The organism is Synergistetes bacterium HGW-Synergistetes-1 (genome assembly GCA_002839185.1).
Classification (GTDB): domain Bacteria; phylum Synergistota; class Synergistia; order Synergistales; family Synergistaceae; genus Caenicola.
In genome coordinates, this window is sequence record PGXO01000005.1 from 130769 (window position 1) to 148807 (window position 18039).

The 18039-nt window shown below is 47.3% G+C and carries 16 protein-coding genes; 3 read left to right on the forward strand and 13 right to left on the reverse strand.

Features of this window, described 5'->3' with window-relative positions:
* Positions 1-76: 76 nt before the first annotated feature.
* Complete coding sequence (locus CVV54_05855; GenBank protein PKL04400.1) at positions 77-1468, forward strand: FAD-dependent oxidoreductase; 1392 nt, start codon at positions 77-79, stop codon at positions 1466-1468.
* A gap of 26 nt (positions 1469-1494) precedes the next feature.
* Positions 1495-2466 (forward strand): hypothetical protein, encoded by a 972-nt coding sequence (locus CVV54_05860; protein PKL04401.1) that lies wholly within the window; start codon positions 1495-1497, stop codon positions 2464-2466.
* Positions 2467-2578: 112 nt separating this feature from the next.
* On the opposite strand, the gene CVV54_05865 is transcribed toward CVV54_05860, so the two are convergent.
* The 6 genes from CVV54_05865 to CVV54_05890 all read right to left on the reverse strand — a co-directional run bounded on the left by CVV54_05865 (position 2579) and on the right by CVV54_05890 (position 9233).
* Positions 2579-3997 carry a transporter gene (locus CVV54_05865; GenBank protein PKL04402.1) on the reverse strand — a complete coding sequence of 473 codons (1419 nt, stop codon included), beginning with the start codon at positions 3995-3997 and terminating at the stop codon, positions 2579-2581.
* Between the two features lie 100 nt (positions 3998-4097).
* The gene (locus CVV54_05870) at positions 4098-5012 is read right to left on the reverse strand and encodes a hypothetical protein (protein PKL04403.1); all 915 of its coding nucleotides are present in this window, start codon (positions 5010-5012) and stop codon (positions 4098-4100) included.
* A gap of 81 nt (positions 5013-5093) precedes the next feature.
* Positions 5094-6095, reverse strand: a complete 1002-nt coding sequence (locus CVV54_05875) for an ornithine cyclodeaminase (protein PKL04404.1) — start codon at positions 6093-6095, stop codon at positions 5094-5096.
* 9 nt (positions 6096-6104) lie between these two features.
* On the reverse strand, positions 6105-7100 hold the full coding sequence (locus CVV54_05880; GenBank protein PKL04405.1) for a serine/threonine dehydratase: 996 nt from the start codon (positions 7098-7100) through the stop codon (positions 6105-6107).
* The gene (locus tag CVV54_05885) at positions 7090-8166 is read right to left on the reverse strand and encodes an alanine racemase (GenBank protein PKL04406.1); all 1077 of its coding nucleotides are present in this window, start codon (positions 8164-8166) and stop codon (positions 7090-7092) included. Before CVV54_05885 ends, CVV54_05880 begins: the two co-directional genes overlap by 11 nt.
* Positions 8167-8204: 38 nt before the next feature.
* A complete protein-coding gene (locus tag CVV54_05890) occupies positions 8205-9233 on the reverse strand; it encodes a homoserine dehydrogenase (GenBank protein PKL04407.1) in 1029 nt (342 codons plus the stop codon).
* 148 nt (positions 9234-9381) lie between these two features.
* Here CVV54_05890 and CVV54_05895 point away from each other — a divergent pair, with 148 nt between their 5' ends.
* Positions 9382-10362: a serine/threonine dehydratase gene (locus CVV54_05895; GenBank protein ID PKL04408.1), complete on the forward strand. Its 981-nt coding sequence runs from the start codon at positions 9382-9384 to the stop codon at positions 10360-10362.
* A 91-nt stretch (positions 10363-10453) separates the two neighbouring features.
* Here the strand turns inward: CVV54_05895 and CVV54_05900 are convergent, their stop codons facing one another.
* The 7 genes from CVV54_05900 to CVV54_05930 all read right to left on the reverse strand — a co-directional run bounded on the left by CVV54_05900 (position 10454) and on the right by CVV54_05930 (position 18025).
* Positions 10454-11590 carry a sulfurtransferase gene (locus tag CVV54_05900; protein ID PKL04409.1) on the reverse strand — a complete coding sequence of 379 codons (1137 nt, stop codon included), beginning with the start codon at positions 11588-11590 and terminating at the stop codon, positions 10454-10456.
* Between the two features lie 72 nt (positions 11591-11662).
* On the reverse strand, positions 11663-12844 hold the full coding sequence (locus CVV54_05905) for a hypothetical protein (protein PKL04410.1): 1182 nt from the start codon (positions 12842-12844) through the stop codon (positions 11663-11665).
* Entirely contained in the window at positions 12841-13602 is a 762-nt protein-coding gene (gene kdsB / locus CVV54_05910; GenBank protein PKL04411.1) for a 3-deoxy-manno-octulosonate cytidylyltransferase, read from the reverse strand. The genes CVV54_05905 and kdsB overlap by 4 nt, the downstream gene beginning before the upstream one ends.
* On the reverse strand, positions 13599-14810 hold the full coding sequence (locus CVV54_05915; protein PKL04412.1) for a hypothetical protein: 1212 nt from the start codon (positions 14808-14810) through the stop codon (positions 13599-13601). The genes kdsB and CVV54_05915 overlap by 4 nt, the downstream gene beginning before the upstream one ends.
* A gap of 84 nt (positions 14811-14894) precedes the next feature.
* Positions 14895-16166, reverse strand: a complete 1272-nt coding sequence (locus tag CVV54_05920) for a 3-deoxy-D-manno-octulosonic acid transferase (GenBank protein PKL04413.1) — start codon at positions 16164-16166, stop codon at positions 14895-14897.
* Complete coding sequence (locus tag CVV54_05925; GenBank protein ID PKL04414.1) at positions 16167-17171, reverse strand: KpsF/GutQ family sugar-phosphate isomerase; 1005 nt, start codon at positions 17169-17171, stop codon at positions 16167-16169.
* A 2-nt stretch (positions 17172-17173) separates the two neighbouring features.
* The gene (locus CVV54_05930; protein ID PKL04551.1) at positions 17174-18025 is read right to left on the reverse strand and encodes a 3-deoxy-8-phosphooctulonate synthase; all 852 of its coding nucleotides are present in this window, start codon (positions 18023-18025) and stop codon (positions 17174-17176) included.
* Positions 18026-18039: the final 14 nt, after the last annotated feature.

An 18039-nucleotide genomic window follows, 5' to 3' on the forward strand; every position in this document is an offset into this window, starting at 1 on the left:
TGTACTTTCTGCTTACCCAATCTTTTCTGCTATACTAATCAGGGTCGATTTTCTGCTTTTTACGGAGGAATGAAGGATGGATCACAAATACGATGTAATAGTCGTCGGATCAGGTCCCGCAGGACTGTTTGCAACTCTCGAACTTATAAAAAATGGTAAAAAAGTTCTTCTCATTGACAAGGGAAGATCCATAGAAGCCCGTATTTGCCCAATGAAAACCGGCGCTCCTGAATGCGTACACTGCAATCCTTGCAATGTTGTATGCGGATGGGGAGGCGCGGGCGCTTTCAGCGACGGTAAACTTACACTGACCCCTGAATTCGGGGGCAACCTTGAAGAATACTGCGGACGCGAGAAGCTTCTCTCTCTTATCGACGAGGCGGACCATGTATATCTGGAGCACGGAGCCAGCAGCACGCTGTTCAAACCAAGCGGCGACCTTGCAAAGAAGGTCATTACCAAAGCTCTTCAGGCAGGCCTCGATATAATACCTGCAACAATACGCCATATGGGAACAGACAGATCGAAGCAGATCCTTGGTGCCATATATCAGACCATAAAAGACAGTTGTGAGGTAAGGACAAACACAATGGTAGAAAAAGTCCTGCTCAAACCTGACGGATCCGTTGCCGGCGTACTGCTTGCGAACGGGGAAGAGCTCTGCTCCGACAGGGTCCTTCTGGCACCCGGACGCGAAGGCGCTGCATGGATGGAAAAAACCGTGAAGGAACTTGGACTGGAGATCGAGTCCCTGCCCGTAGATATTGGCGTAAGGGTGGAAATACCCTCTGCCTGGGCTGAGGATATCACCGACCAGTTCTATGAGGTCAAGGCACTTCTCGACACGCCCACCTTTGATGACAAGGTGCGCACATTCTGCATGTGTCCGCACGGTGAAGTCACATCTGAGTACCAGAGCCACCACGAGATCCTGACTGTCAACGGCCACTCGAACCAGGAGAATGACTGCAAGACAGAAAATACAAACTTTGCGATACTGGTCTCGACAAAATTTACAAAACCTTTCAGGGATCCGATCGGTTACGGCAGCCACATAGCCCGCCTGGCGAACATGCTTGGCGGAGGAATTATCGTCCAGCGACTCGGTGACCTCCGAAAGGGGAGACGCTCAACACCGGACAGGATCGCCCGCGGACTTGTAAGACCCACTCTTACAAGCGCAGAACCGGGAGACCTTGCCTGTGTGCTTCCATACAGGCATCTGGTTGGTATAATGGAAATGCTTGCAGCTCTTGATCATATTATACCCGGGGTCAACAGCGGCCATACCTTGCTCTATGGAGTCGAGGTAAAATTTTACAGCCTGAAAGTCGCTCTCGACAGCGGACTCAGGACCTCTATCAAAGGTCTGTACGCGGCCGGAGACGGAGCCGGAGTCACAAGAGGAGTGATACAGGCCTCCGCATCGGGCCTTTGGGTCGCCAGGGCAATGCTCTCAGAAAAATGATAAACCTCATGGTCTGCTGAGTAAAAATGATCAGTAATCTGAAGAAGAAGCGCCTTATTAGAATTTACAAGATAATGCTGCCGATTCTGGCACTTATATCGGTTTTCACCCTTATGTCCTTAGGTTCATACTTTTTCAAATATAGTCTTCAGCCCAAATTGATATTCCTCCTGAATCATCTTATATGGGTCGTTTTTACCGCTGATTTCTTTGTAAGGATGCACCTTACAGATAACAGAAAACATTTCCTGACGAGACATCTGGCAGAATTAATTGCAATAGTCCCCGTCTTCCCATTCATACTGCTTGCCAAGCTATTGGGCAACTTACACATGACAGATGCTGCTGCTGTAATATTTGAAATAGTTTTTATAATAAAATTTTTTTCATACCTGATAAGGGCCTTCGTAACACAGCACAGATTCATCAGAACCAATCCTTTGCATTATGCGGCCGCTGTAACAATGACAGCACTTGTCATTGCCGCAATGCTTTTTTCCAGTTTTGAAGGAAGAAATTATTCAGACAGTATATGGTGGGCTTTTTCGACAGCAAGCACTACAGGTTTTGGCGACATCGTGCCCGTGACCCCGGAAGGAAGAATTGTTGGAATGTTCCTGATGGTAGTCGGACTTGCCTGCATAAGCATGCTCACAGGCGTTATTGCCGGGATAATGATGTACTCCAATAATCTTTCAGGACCAGAAAGCTCTGTCGTAATGGGGATAATCAAAGGACTTTCTCGGTTTTCAGAGCTAAGTGAGAACGATGTAGATGAAATATGCGCAGTTTTGAAAACATTGAAAAAAAGGCATTCAAAGACAGCAGTAAAGACCGATCATAGTCAAAGAGAAACGCCCGAAGATGATATTGCTGAAAAGGCTAAAAATAGGAAGGGACCTTTTGCAAGGTGGCTCAATGATACCTTTATCTGCGATCCTCACGAAGACGCAATTATTGAAAAGAAACTTTCGGAGGAAAAAGATCCTAAAGAGTAATTAAGATAAACGACTAGCCCGGGCCAGCAAAAAAAAGCTCATGCCTTCTGTTGGAGACATGAGCTTTCGAGTTATATCAATTCTGTCATCGTTACCTGTTGGTCATATTTGATCAGAATTTCAGCAATCCCACAGAATTTAAGAAGATGATGAGGACCAACAGCGGGGTTACGTAACGAAGGAGGATTCTGATCACCCTTACCTTTCCTTCATTATTCAGTTTCCCGTGATTGGTCAGTTCGTCCATCAAGTCTTTTTCTTTCATCTTGTAGCCTGTATAGAGTGCAATAAAGAGGCCTCCCAAAGGCAGACATATGTTCGACGATAAGAAGTCGAAGAGGTCAAAGAATCCCCTGCCCATGACTTTGATCCCTCCGAAGAAGCTCGAGCTGTCGGCTGAACCGGCTGCCAGAACTCCTACCACTGCGATGATGGCACAATTGAGAATCGCAGCTTTTTTGCGCGGCATGTTGAATTCTTCCGACATCCATACAGTCGGAACTTCTACAAGCGAAAGCATCGCCCCATTGGCTGCGAATGACGTCAACAGGAAAAATGCAAATAGAAGTACCTGCCCAAAGGGCATCTGTGAGAAGACCAGAGGAATAGTGATAAACAACAGACCTGGTCCTGCCCCCGGTTCAACTCCGAAGGAGAAAACCGTTGGGAAGATCGCAAGACCTGCAAGCATCGATACAGAGATGTCTGCTATGGCTATCTTAAGCGGAGCAGTCGAAAGATCTGAATCCTCAGTGAAATATGATCCGTAAGTTATCATGGTCCCCATTCCAAGCGATAGCTTAAAAAAGGCAAGACCCATTGCCGCAAGCGTTACAGATGGTGTTATCTGTGAAAAATCCACATGGAAAAGGAAGCGAAGACCATCAGCGGCACCCGGAAGCGTAAGCGCACGGATAGCACAGATTATGAGAAGCAGGAATAGTACGGGCATCATGATCCTGATAGCCCTCTCTATACCGCGTGAAACACCCATGGAAATGATAGCGCCTATTACACAAAGTACCACCACCTGCCAGAATATCGGAGAAAGTACTGCTGCCGAAAAGAAACTACCTCCAGCAGTCCCGGCTCCGATGGCGCTGCCGAACATTGCTCCTGCCTTCTCTGCAGTGATCCCTGCAAAAGCTCCTGTTGCAGCCTTGAATGTATAGTAATATACCCATCCTGCCACACAGCTGTAGAAAAACATTATCAGGTATGCAGCAAGTGCTCCCATAAAACCGATACCGGACCAGGGAGACTTAGGATCATTATCAAGTTTCCTAAAAGCGCCGACCGGGTTCATCCTTGATCTGCGGCCGATAACAAATTCGCTTATCATAATAGGAACAGCTACCATAAAGACAAAAAAGAGGTACAGGACAAGGAAAGCGCCGCCGCCGCCTGTTCCTGTCATATAAGGAAATTTCCATATGTTTCCCAGACCAACGGCTGAACCAAGGGATACCATCAATGCAGCTAAAGTTGAACTAAAACCGTCTCTTTTCTTTGTTTCTAATGACAATAAAATCTCCCCCTTAATTAGGTTTAACAGAGAATAAAATAATGCGTTTTTAAAAAATCGCCTTAATTTTACACCTAATTATTTAAAAGAGGAGAGTAAACATTAATTACATATTATCCTCTTCAAGTCCAGAAGTTCGAACTGTAGCACAGACAATTGCAATAATAATAATGGAACAGCCTATTATCTCCTGCATTGATGGCGGCTGATTCAGTAAAAGAGAGGTCAGTCCGACTGCAACAACTATCTCAAGCGTACAGAGGAGGCTGACCGTCGCGGCCGGCAAATATTTTAAAGCGGTGTAGAAGAGGCCGTATGCAAGAAGGCTCCCGCAAAATGCCTGGAAGACCAAGAGGCCAAAAAGAGGAAATGTAAAATTTATAATATCTTCCCATCCAATGATGGCACTTTTACCTAAAGCCAGGACTGTTCCACCCAGAAGATGTGCAAAAAAGAGCAGTACTAGCTGATCTGTTTCCTGTCCTTTACAGACTCTTCGTGCAACAAGAGCCTGCCCCGAAATGCCAATAATAGCGAGCCCCCCCCACATAAGTCCGGGCACGGAGAGGCCGGAAAAAGTCTTTTCTCCGCCTACCATCCCCAGATATACACCTGCTATTATCAGAAATCCGGATACTACCTGAAGAAATGTAGGCTTCTCATGCGTTATGTAGAGCGAACCAAGAAGGGTCACAAGGGGAAAAGTGTAGTGAAGTATCAGGGCTTCAGCCACAGAGAGATATTTTAGTGACATCAGGAATCCCCCGCCGGAGAAAACAACAGAGAGTATTCCGGAGAGAAAATAAAAACAGATCATGCTCCTGTCAGGTCTGAACACTCCGGGCCCTTTCGTGAAGTAAATAAAAGGACCTATTGTGACCACAACAAATAGGGCACGAAAAGCCATAACTGACATCAGGCTTATTCCCGCACTTGAAAGGACTTTAGCTATTGGACTCATTATGCCCCAGCAGACAGCGGCGATAAGCGTCATAACAACTCCGTGCCAATATTTATTCATTTTTTTGACCTGCCTTGCTGATAACAATCAGTTCGCGGTCCCGTCTCGATGTCCGGGACACGGCGCCAAGTTTTAAAACATTTATTGCTCCATCTCTACAACTGTACCGATGTTATGTGCTTCAGCCCGTTCCAGCGCTACTTTGGCAGTTATCAGATCCTGCAGCGCCATTCCTGTGGCGTCAAACATCGTTATCTCATCAGCTGAAGTCCTTCCGGGTTTAGTGCCGTTAAGCACCTCTCCGATCTCTGTGATGCATTCGGGCATTATCAGTCCCATTGATACAGCGTACTGACACTCTCCCTTGTGTGCCACCTGTGACCTTGAATCTCCGAAAACTTTTACCGTTGCTGTTATTTCCGGATCTATCTCCTGTTTGCCGGGCATGTCAGCTCCTATCGTATTTATGTGACAGCCCTTCTTGAGCCAGCCGCTTTTGATGAACCCCTTTTTTGAGGGCGTGCACGTAACAACTATGTCGGCTTTTTTAACATACTCTTCAAGAGATGCAAATGGCCTGGCGGTTATTTGTATTCCCGGATAGCAAGGGGCGATCTCTTCTGCCATTTTTTCAGCTGCCGGATCCAGGACATCGAAAACATCGACCCTTTTCAGCTTCGGCATTACCTTTGAAAGACCCATGATCTGAGCTCTCCCCTGAGCTCCTGAACCTACCACAACAGCGTTTTCAGATCCGGGGCTCGCAAGTGCTTCAGCTCCTATTGCTCCTGCTGCTCCGGTCCTCAAAAATGTGACGGGAGTTCCCTCAAGTATACCCAGCGGTTGCTGACGCTCGATATCCATGACCACTATAAGTCCAGCAAGAGCCGGAACTCCCATGGTTGAGGGATTGTCTCTGTTCCAGCCCAGGATCTTAAGTCCATATATCCCCGCACCATCCATGTATGCGGATTTGATATCCATATCTGTCCTTCCGGGGTCAAATTCATGTGTTATTATCGGGAAGAGCCCAGCCCTTCCGGAAGAAAACAGCTTGTATGCCTCTTTTACTCCGGGAATTACGTCATCCATCGTGACCAATGCGCTAAACTGCTTTGAATCCAGTATCCTAAGTCTGTACATCAGTCTCTCCTATCTTCCGCACTTTAGTGCGGAAAGGAATTTTTCTTCTCCGATATTGCCTCCTGAAACTACGATCCCGACCTTTTGACCTTTCAGGTCGATGCTCCCTGCAAGAGCCGCCGCCGCCGCTATTGCACCTGCTCCCTCTACCAGCTGGTGGTGTTTTTCAAACATAAAGCGGATACCTTTTGCTATATCCTCTTCAGAGACGGCAATAAGTCCCTCCAGTTTATTAAGTACAAAATCCAGATGGTTCTGGCATGCTCCTCCTCCAAGGGCATCTGCAAGGCTTACTTCCTCGTCGACAAGTTCGACCATACCTTTTTTGACAGCTTCAGGCCAGGCAGGGTTGGCTTTTGCGTGAACTCCCCAAACTTTTATCGCCGGTCTCAGTGCTTTTGCAGCGGTTGCTACTCCGCGGATCAATCCGGCTCCGCTTATCTGACAGAGGATGATGTCAAGCTCGGGCTCATCCTGCAGCATCTCAAGGCCGACCGTTCCCTGTCCGGCTGATACATAGGGGTCGTCAAAAGCAGAGATGAAGACCAGGTTTTCTCTTTCAGCCATCTTCATGCTCTCTATCTCTGCCTCGTCATAATATGTTCCTATCACGCGGAGCTCGACAAACTCGCCGCCCTTTTCAAGAATGGATTCACGTTTTACCTGGGGGCACTGGCCCGGCACACATATAACTGACCTTACCTTAAGGTCCTTGGCAGCCATTGCTATTCCCTGTGCATGGTTTCCGCTTGAACAGGTAATAACTCCTTTTTGCCTCTCTTCTTCAGTCATCGCAAACATCCTGTTGAAGGCTCCCCTTGGCTTGAAAGAACCGGCGATCTGCTGGTTCTCCAGTTTGAGCCAGACCTTTCCTCCTGTTATTTTGCTAAGTGCTGGAGAAAATTCAATAGGTGTATGCCTGATCCTGTTTTTTAGAAATCTTGCTGCAAGCAGGATGTCGGTTATTGTAACTTCATATGGCATTATTTCTGCACTACCCTTCATAAATTTTAGTGACGTAAGAGGATGTCGATGAAGAGAGCATTCCGGGATAATCAAGTCTGAAACGAAGTATCTCCCCGACCTTATGCAAAACAGGACAATCTTCGATGTCTACCAGGAGATGATCACTTGAAGCTGTGATTATTTTGACCCCTTCATCCAAGGGCGTTAGTCCGCCGATATTTACATCCTGCCTGCCTATCGCAAGTATCCCGCGAAGCCTTTCGCCCCTGTCCTCGAAATGGGGAACGTTGCCGAAAGCATCTCTTCCAACTTCGCCTATGGGCTTTGTCGGTTTCCTGCGGACTTCGACCAGTTCGGCTTCCAATTCCATAGTGTCCTGGCGCAGCCAGGGTACTATCACTCCCGAAGATTTATCCGAACCAAGCAGGTACCCTTCGCCTATCCTGAGGTTATTTATCCTCGCAGAGAAAAGACCGTCATCTAACGCGATAAGTGAACGTGTCGTAGCTCCTCCCGAATAGATATCGAGCTTTCTGCCAATTACGGATTCGATTTTTTCGCCGAAGGACAAAAATCTTTGCATGCTTTCTTTTGAAGGGAGGACTCCGCTGGCACAGCCGTAATTGACTCCGATCCCGCTTATTCTAAGGGCGGGGCTCAGTTTTTTGAGGCCCTCAGCAACGGCCTCAGCCTCATCCGGCCAGAAACCTTCCCTCAGGTCCCCCATGTCTGCCATCAGGAGGACAGAATGTTCTTTCTTTTTTGCTTCGCATACTTTTGACATCAATTCCAGCGTCCCAATATCTGAAACCAGGGAATAATCTGCAAGGCCGATTACATCTTCGATCTCAGAACGCATTGGTATCCTTATCAGAGCGAAAGGAGTTTTTATGCCATCCTCCTTCATCCTTCTGATATTCTTTATCCTGCTGTCTGCCAATGCAGATACCTTAGTACCGGAAAGCCGTCTGGCCAGTTCCAGGGGAGCGGATAATCCTTTTGTGACTGCCCAGACCGATATTCCATGTTCTGCGCACTTTGAAACGATCTTGTTCATGTTGCTTTCCATAACATCCAGATGAACTCTAAGTACTGGGTATGACATTTTTATCACTCCTTTTCGATGTAATACAAATACTGATATTATATCAAGCCTAATGAATCCCTTATAGTGATGAGGTCTTCTATTACTCCATATGCGGTATCCAGAAGGTCAGGGCAGTCCTGCACAATGATGTTGGGGTGCATCAGGTCTGACTCGATCCGGACTGCTGAACCATAATGGGAAATGAGACAGAAGACATCATCCCTGCTTACCTCCTCTACCCTTACGCTTGCATGGACATTATTCCCATCTTTCCAGCCTCTGCAGAGGAGTTTGAGCCTCATACCTCTTTTGACAGCATCCTGCGCCATATCAGGGGTCACTGCCCTTATTCCATCTCTCTCCACGTCAAGAGGTGTTATATTCCCACCCATCAGGACATTCGCAAGAGCGGCTGCTTTGGCTGAGGGATCCCATCCGTCAACGTCCATTGAAGGATCTGCCTCCGCGATCCCGGCTTCCTGCGCCATTTTTATGCCTTCTTCAAGAGACCCCCCTTTTTCCATGTGGGAGAGTATAAAATTAGTAGTCCCGTTCAGTATCCCAGAAAATCCATTTATAGTCGCGCCCTTCATGCAGCGGCTGCAGAAATTGAAGAGAGGTGCTCCGTCCATCACTGCGGATTCAAATAGATAGAGCGCTCCATTTTTTTCAGCAAGCTCTTTGAGTTCTCTATAGCGAAAACTGACCGGGCCTTTATTTGCAGATGCTACAGATTTTCCCCTTTCCAGGGCGGTTTTTATGTGAGAAGCTGCCGGTTCGCCCCTATCTTCAATAGAGAGGGCGGAAAGCTCAACAAGAACGTCGTAATCAAGTGTTTTCGCAGCTTCCAGCGGAGTCAGTGAGGAAAGTTCCCTCTCGGCTGCAGTAAGTCTGTTGTTAAGTTTGAGTTCATCCAAAACTTTTTTAAGGTCTATTCCATCTTTTTTCTCCAATCCACCGTGGCGGCCTGTAAAGATCCCGACAACTCGGGACTCCAGATTAAGAGCCGGATATAGATCACGTTGAATAAATATTCGGGACATCTCTTTTGCCACATTACCGAAACCGATAAAAAGTATTCTCATTTATTGCCCTCATCCCTTTAAAAGTGTTATACATTCGATTATAGTTACTGTAATATTGATGTCAATTTGCAATAAAGAAAAGATGCAGGCTCATACACTTCAGGGATCCCATGATCCTTAAAATATTACATTCCGAGGAGGATTTATGTTGAACAAACTTCCTATCGACCCAAACATTACTGATGTTGCCAAGGCTTACCGATTTCTTAAAAACCGTGTGAGACACACTCCTACCGAGTATTCTTTCCCGCTGAGCGAAATATGCGGCAGCCCAGTGTACTTGAAATGGGAAAACCAGCAGCTTTGCGGCTCATTTAAATTAAGGGGAGCACTTTATAAAATGAATTCACTCTCCCTTGAAGAACGGGCAAAAGGCGTTGTGACCTGCTCAAGCGGAAACCATGGTCAGGGCGTTGCTCTTGCAGCTAAGGAACTTGGCATCAAGACACTGATCTTTGTCCCCAACGTATGTCCCGAAACTAAGAAAGCTGCCATAAAACGAAGGGGCGGAGAATTTGTAAATCTTGTTGTTACAAGCGGAGATTATGACTTTGCGGAACATTCAGCCCACGAACATGCTGAAAAAAACGGGATGACCTATGTCTCTTCTTTTGAAGATGCTACGGTGATCTCCGGACAGGGAACTGCGGGTTTTGAAATGTTTACCGATGAACCGGACATAGAGCTTCTGATCATTCCCGCGGGGGGCGGAGGCCTCATGAACGGGATCGCGATAGCGGCAAAAGCCCTTAACCCTGATGTTGAAATATGGGGAGTGCAGTCTGTCGCGTCTAATCCATGGGTAGTCTCATGGGCTGACGGCATCGTCAGGGAGGTCACATACCTTGAAACTCTGGCTGACGGACTTGCAGGCTACATACCCCAGAGCCTGCTCTCACTCGCAAAGAAACGCGTGACAGGCATCCTTGAGATCACGGAGGAAGACATCGCCAAAGCGATTGCCTTCCTGCACAGAGAACACCATCAGATAGTTGAGGGAGCAGGTGCTGTAGGAGTTGCCGCACTGCTGGCAGGCAAGATCGATCCGAAGGGAAGGAAGACAGGGATAGTAATATCAGGAGGCAATATCGATGAGGAAAAACTGAAAGCTATCCTTTCCAGATACTGATCTTTGTAAAAAACAAGTCCCGGGTATGACCCGGGACTTGTTTTTTAACATATATACTGCAAAACAGCAATGCTGATCTGTTTTTACTTAGTTATTCCGACTTATCGAGAGGCAGCTCAGGATTTCCTGCCCACGCCTGGAATCCCTCATCATAACACTGGGATTTGTGGAATCCTGCGTAACGCAGTGCCATCGTGACAAAGGCGGCTCTTACTCCGGCAGTATCGTATACAACTATCTCGTTATCCGGCGTTATGCAATGTTTATTGAGAAGAGCAACTATCTCTTCAACTTCTTTAAAGTGATACTGATCCTGAACGAATTCCTGCATTTCTATGTGTATCGCTCCGGGAAGGTGACCGGCTCTCTTTTCCTGGAATGGCCTTATTTTGCCCTGGTATTCCGCGAGTGTGCGTACGTCAAGCAAAACCAGTCCGCTCTTGCCCATATTGTTGTTTATCCATTCTGTATCAACAAGATAATGCTCTTTGTATTTAGATACTGAGAAGGCGACCGCCTTATTCTTGTGAGCGGTCCTGGATACTGCTCCGCCAGCCTTCTTCCAGGCTGTAAAGCCCCCTTCAAGTATTCTCGCATTCTTTATGCCGCTCATCCTGAGTACCCAGAGGGTCCATCCGCTCTGTCCCCATCCGCCTGCATCATCATATACAACTACCTGTTTCTTTCCGTTTATACCTAGAGCTCCTATCCTCTTTGCCATTGTAGCAGGCTGCCAGACAGTACCCCATTTTTTTGAGCCCGTCGGAGCATTCATATTTGCAAAGTATGTCCAGCTTGCGTTGACCGCTCCAGAGATGTGTCCGCCTGAATAAAGGCTTTCCGGCCTGGCATCGACTAGGACGACATTGCCCTTGTTTTTCTTCAGCCACTCAGCAGACACCAGAAGTGATTCCTCTGTCTCGGGTTCACCTACTTGCATCGGAGAAGGTTTCAATGGCCTGATCTGGGGGACCGTGACAGCAACAGGAGCTTTTTCTATCGGTGCTGCAGTTGCTGTTTTATTCTCCGGTACTTTTGTCTCGGGCGTGGCAGTGGTTTTGGACTGCTGTGATGTCTGTAATGTGTTGTCTGCCGATGAGGGTGTCTGTGTCTGGGCTGAAAGGGGCGGGACCATAAGGGTCAGGGCCATAAATGCGATCAATATTGCGCTGGACAATTTTTTCATAATATCATTCCTTTCATACTTCATGCTCTTCATATCAGGCACTATTACATTATCTAAGTCAGTATCATAACAAAATATAACTTTTTTAAATCTGCTAAATTACTGTTTTGATCATCAATGCCAGTTCTCGTATATCCACTGTGCCGCTCTTTTCGCCTCATTGAATTCTTCCCACATTTTTCTTTCTTCCTCGTCCTGCGGCTCAACAATGGTCTCATGCCTTCTCTTTATCCATTCCCTGAACTCCAACAGAGCATCATGCCTTGCAAAGTGTTCAAAAACAAGATCGAACTTTGGGATGCCCCAAAGCATATTGGGAGCCAGAGCACCTATACCTACCAGCCATGCTGTTGCGTTCTGGAGCATTTTTTTGATTCCTTTTTTATGTGCGACGCGGAGAAGAACTGCCCTATGCCCTCCTGTAACTGTCTCAGATATCATATTTACTGAATCCTCAGTACAAAAGACTTCAGTTGAAAAACCAAGCATGGCTGGAATAGGGTTGAAATCGCTTTCAGACGCAATCAGAAGGTATCTTACAGCAGTAGAATGGGAAGCAATATATTTCAGAGCCTCGACTGATCCGGGAGAGGTTCTTCTTGACGTTGTAATGTAGAGGTCGGCCTCTTCATGTTCAGCGATCTTCATTATATGTCCGATCTTTTTTTTGATCCATGCGGGCGATACTGAATAGTTTCCGTCATCACCGCCGATAAGGATCGACCATATCCTCGAAGAATTCGCCGGATATTCCTGTAACAATGCTTCACCCTGCTTTTTAAGCTCATCCTTCATGATCGAATTGGGTGAACCAAGCGTGACAAGTACATTCGGTTTTCTGTCAGGATAATCATGCTCCGGCACTATCGCAAAATCAAACGGACCGGTGCCTACGATCCCGGGTGTCATTACAGTGGCACACGCACACCTCCATATATAGCCAAGGGCAAGGTTGTAGGGGGCTGGTGTGCTTCCTGCGGAAATTATGAGAACTTCCCTTGTTCCCTCGTGGATATCTCTCTCTGCGAACCACTGGCCCACCCTTCTGACAACAGCGTCTCCATCAGCCATGGCAAGCCAGTCCCTTGCGTCTCTTCTGTTTCCCTGTACAAGCTTTCTTGCTGCTGCCTTTGCCCTAGTTCTGGCAGCTCCACTGAGTAAGGGAACCTCTGCTTCCAGTATCTCGGCACCTGTCATCATGGACAGCCAAAGGGCCACACCACGGCTCTGGTTTAGGTGTCCCCTTATTCCGTCACTTAAGATGACTATCACCCTGATACTTTTATCTTCGTTCATTGCACCCTGTTCTTGTCCTTTTCTTCTGCAAGTATCTTTCTTACTATCTGCAAATCTTCCTCTGTGTTGACGTTGGGGCCGAGAGAAGGATACTTTGTCGCAATTACAGCCATTGTATAGCCATGTTCCAATATCCTTAACTGCTCCAGTGATTCTTCTTTCATCAGCGGAGTAGTGGGAAGTTCAACGAATTTCAGGAGGAATTCCTTTGTAAAAGCATATATGCCAAGATGCTCCCAGACGGGACATTCTGTAGCATTGCGCCTGAAAGGTATCGGTGACCTGCTGAAATAGAGCGCTCTGCCCTTTTGGTCGGTGACGACTTTAACAATGTTGGGGTTGTTGAAATCTTTTTCGCTGGTTATAGGCACGCACACCGTTGCAGAGTCTGCACCTGGGTCTGATACTATTCCCTCTGCAAGCTCCCTTAGCATCCTCGGATCTAGCATGGGCTCGTCTCCCTGGATGTTTATCACGTAGTCTGTATCGATGGTTCTGGCTACCTCTGCCACCCTGCTGGAACCATCAGGATGATCAGCTCTCGTAATAAGTACGTCTCCGCCGAATTTTTCAGCTGCGTTGTATATCCTTTCGTCATCTGTAGCAATCACTACTCTGAAGAAGACACCCGAAGCCAAGGCTCTCCTGTATACGTGTTCTACCATCGGTTTCCCGCAAATATCAAGAAGCGGTTTACCGGCCAGCCTTGTAGATGCGAACCTTGAAGGTATCACACCAAGAATCCTGGGTAAATTCATTTACTCACATTCCATTCTCTGAACTTTTTCAGCATCTTTTCCCTGTCGAGAAACTTTACGTTTCTGACGATCCATTCGCGCATCTCTCTGCCGTCTTCTGTCTCCTGCTTGTAGCTTATGAAGTCAAGTTTAATTCCAAGTTCGTCAGCAATTTTAACAGCAAAGACGGGCCAGATCATACCAATATCACCGATCACCGGGATGCTGCCCTCGTGTCGTGCAAAGGCAGACATTTCCATCCTGAATGGTATTTTGGATATCTTCGTCTTGGGAAGTCCTTTATCGATAGCTTCCTGTATCATGGAACTCTTTTTCTGGAGGTCCTGTGCAAGCCTCAGGTTTTCGTCCAGATCAAATCTGATGAGAGTTTTGCCTTCAAGGCTGAATACCGGCTGTCCCTGCCACCACGACCAGATTCCGTGTCCGGTATATGTTTCGAATGGACCATCGTGGATCTCCTGGGTAAGAGCCACTGCTGATTCGATAATGACATCTGCCGCACCGAGCATATCTGCTATACGCCTTGAACGTTCTGCTACAGGGATGCTGTCTCCTACTGCAAGTCCGACATGCCCTCCGCCTACCATCTGCGGTATGGTCACAAGAACGGGAAGTCCCTTTTCCGCTCCCATCCCAAGCATAGTCCTGCTGTCACATCCCCATCCCGCTATTGTTTCAAAAGGAAGCCCCGACTGCCTTGAGAGAGAGAGTATCTCCTCGGCAATTTTCTCAGTTCTCAGTCCCATAGGGTAGGCCATATTGCCGGCCGCTTTAATGACCATCCTGCCCTCCGAGGCCTTACCTTTTTCCAATAGGTCCCCGTCAAGGATCATCTCTTTGCGGATAAGGTCTATATCCTCATCAGAAAGCTCAGTGAATTCGAAGACATTTCCTCTTGGCATTTTTGTCCTGTCAAGTCCGAACCCGGATGCATTGCACATTTTTACTCTATCCAGAGAACCGCTCATTTCATGGTTTATGACAGCGGAACTTGTCGTTACTCCGTCAACTATGCCCTTTCCCATTAGTTCAGCGATCAGTGTCGTCACGCCTTCGTGCAGATTGGGTCCGCTTCCGGTCACTACTGCTACCTTGCCGCCCTTTTTCTTCGTTTCGACTACCTTTGAAACAGCACAATCAAGTCCTTCGCGGGAACGTTCATCCAACCCGTTGTAAAAATCATTTAAAAGATCCCTTTTAATTTCCATGTATACTCCTCCTTGCGCTGAGCAGATAGTTTTCAACTGAATAATTTTTCAAACCGTATATCTGACCAATAGCATAAAATGTGATCAATAATATTTATATATCCGTTCCCATGTCCTTGACGACGCTCCGGAACAGCGTTCAAAATATTTGCCGCTGATCTTCTCATAATTTTCTCCGTTGTCATTGTCTGATAACTGTATTATTTGTAACCATGCCTCACCAAGGCTTTCAGCATCTTTTACCTGTGTCGCTATACCGAGTTCTATAAACTCATCAGAAGCCTCGGCAAAATCCTCCATGTGAGGACCGTATTGAACTGGGATCCCCCATGAGACAGGCTCTAAAATATTTTGACCGCCTTTATCTGCGAAACTGCCTCCCACGAATGCCGAGACAGCTGTTCCGTATAACTCAAAGAGGATACCTATCTTGTCAACCACTGTTACATCTTGATCAAACTGATCGGATGAAAGCAAACCTGCGCTGAACTTCTGCCGGGCAACAGCAAGGATCTCTTCGGCTCGTTCAGGGTGTCTGGGCGCCAATATCAATTTTGTCTTAGGGTATCTTTGTTTAAGCATCTCAAAGGCCCTTATGACTTCCTCTTCTTCGCCTGGGTGGGTGCTCCCAGCTATAAATATTTTATACCTGTCGGACCCTAACTTTGCTGCCCAGCGGTCACGAACTGCCAGGTCCTTCCTCGAAAGGAGGGCGTCTGTCTTTGTATCCCCGAAAACATTCAATTTCCCAAGAGGGACCCCGATGGATCTGAGTCTTTCAAGATCTCTTTTTTCCCTCAGAAAAATTTCCGTAAAGAGATCGAAAAAAGATGCTCCAATTCTTTTTCTCAGAGTGCCTTCAAGGCGTTTCCAGGTCCTGTCAGATATCCTTCCGTTGACAAGGAAAGCCGGAATAAAAACATCTTTTAGTTCCCAGAGCATATTCGGCCACAGCTCAGTCTCCGCTGTTGCAAATGCCCAGGGATCAATGCTTAGTATAGCCCTTTTTACAAATTCTTTTTTATCCCATGGGTAATATATATGATGATCAAAAAGACCTTCTCCCAAACGTATGGCCATATCTTTTCCTGTTTCTGTCGTTGTGGATATCACTATCGGTCCGCTGTAACCTGAAGCCCTCGCAGCACGGATCACAGGGATCAAAGCCTGGACCTCTCCGACGGAGACACCATGGGCCCAAAAGGGTCTTCTTCCTTTCAGTTTTTCGATCAATTCCTGAGACTGGAGGCCCCTTCTCTCGTCATAACCCTCGCTGTATTTATTCTTGAGCTTTGGCCAGGACAAAAGGAAAATTGAATCGATAAGAGGCTGATAAAGAGATCTGAGCAGGGACAGCTAGGCCACCCCCGCTTTAAGTATCTCATGGATATGGACCATACCGACGGGCTTGTCATCTTCGACAGCGATAAGTGCCGAGACTTCCCACTCTTCAACTATGCGGACTGCCTCAACAGCAAGCCTGTCCGGCGAAATTACTCTAGGGGTACGTGTCATTCCCATGTGCACAGGCAAATCCAACCCCTGTACTCCCTCTCTTTCAATAAAACGCCTGAGGTCTCCGTCAGTAAATACTCCGACAAGTTTGCCCGAGTCATTTACCACAGCAGTAGCTCCATAGCCTTTACTCGTTATCTCAAAGAGAGCATCCCTGACTCGCGATGATTCATTTGTTACCGGAAGTTTGTCTCCGGTACCCATAAGGTCTCTTACCCTCAGCAGAAGTTTCCTGCCAAGCGAACCTCCCGGATGGAAGAGTGCAAAATCATCTTTTCCCAGTCCAAGAAGGAGCGTAGCCATTCCTGCAACTGCATCTCCTAAAGCCATCTGCAGGGTAGTGCTGCTTGTCGGGGCAAGTCCAAGCGGATCGGCCTCGCATTCCACATGACAGTTCAGCACTACATCTGCCTCTCTGGCCAATGTGGAATTTAAATTCCCCGTTACCGCTATTATCGGCGCTCCCAATCTTTTAAAATAGGGAATTATGTCAATAAGTTCCCTTGTCTCTCCGCTGTTGCTCAGAAAATAGCCAAGATCATCGCGGCATACCATTCCAAGGTCTCCGTGAGCTCCTTCGGTTGCGTGGAGAAAGAATGCCGGAACTCCCAGGGACGCAAAAGTAGCAGCTGTCTTTCGTCCGACATGGCCCGACTTGCCAAGCCCGGATACGACGACCCGTCCTTTGCACCTGCTTAAAAGATGGGATGCTGCAACAAGTTCATTGCTTACCCTTGATGCTGCTGATGTCAGTGCATCTGCTTCTTTCTGCAGAATATTCCTTCCTGCTGCAAGCATATCTTCATCAGAAAATTTCTTTTCTTCACGCTCGTACGGAAGATCCATTTTTATTCACCTGCCCAATCAAGAGAAGCAAAACCTATCTTCTCCTTTACTATTCTGTCTATTTCAGCAGTCTGTCTCAAAACCTCGCGCATGGAGTGCAGCGGAACCATATTTGGTCCGTCGCACATCGCAGAATCGGGATCGGGATGTACTTCCATAAAGAGGGCATCTATCCCCACGGCAACAGCGGCACGTATCAGGGACAAGACGAAGGATCTGTCCCCCCCGCTTCTGTCACCCTGACCTCCCGGCTTTTGAACGCTGTGGGTCGCGTCGAACATGACTGGAAAGCCAAGGTTTCTCATTACCGGAAATGAGCGAAAATCGACTGACAGTTCATGATATCCAAAAGCCGTTCCCCTCTCGCAGAGTATTATCTGCTCGTTGCCGGCCTCACGGCATTTGCTTACTACCGATCGCATATCTTCAGGCGCCATAAACTGCGCCTTTTTGATGTTCAGGGGTTTGCCTGTTCTGCTTGCAGCGACCAGAAGATCTGTCTGACGGCATAGAAATGCTGGGATCTGTATCAGGTCCACGGTCTCAGCAAGTTTTTCCGCCTGCCATGGTTCGTGCATATCAGTCACCACTGGGACGTCAAGCCTGTTCCTTATCTCTTTAAGCCATTCTAGGCCCTCTTCTATGCCAGGACCCCTGTAACTTGAGATAGATGTCCTGTTTGCTTTGTCAAAAGAGGCCTTGAAGATATAGCCAAAACCAAACTCACTGCAGAGTTTTTTCATCTCTTCTGCAATGGCATAAGCACCTTCAAAACTTTCAAGTACACAAGGTCCTGCTGCTACAGCCAGCTTCTCTCCTCCGACAGTAATGCCGCGGACCTTGACTTTCGTTATTCCCTGTGACGATC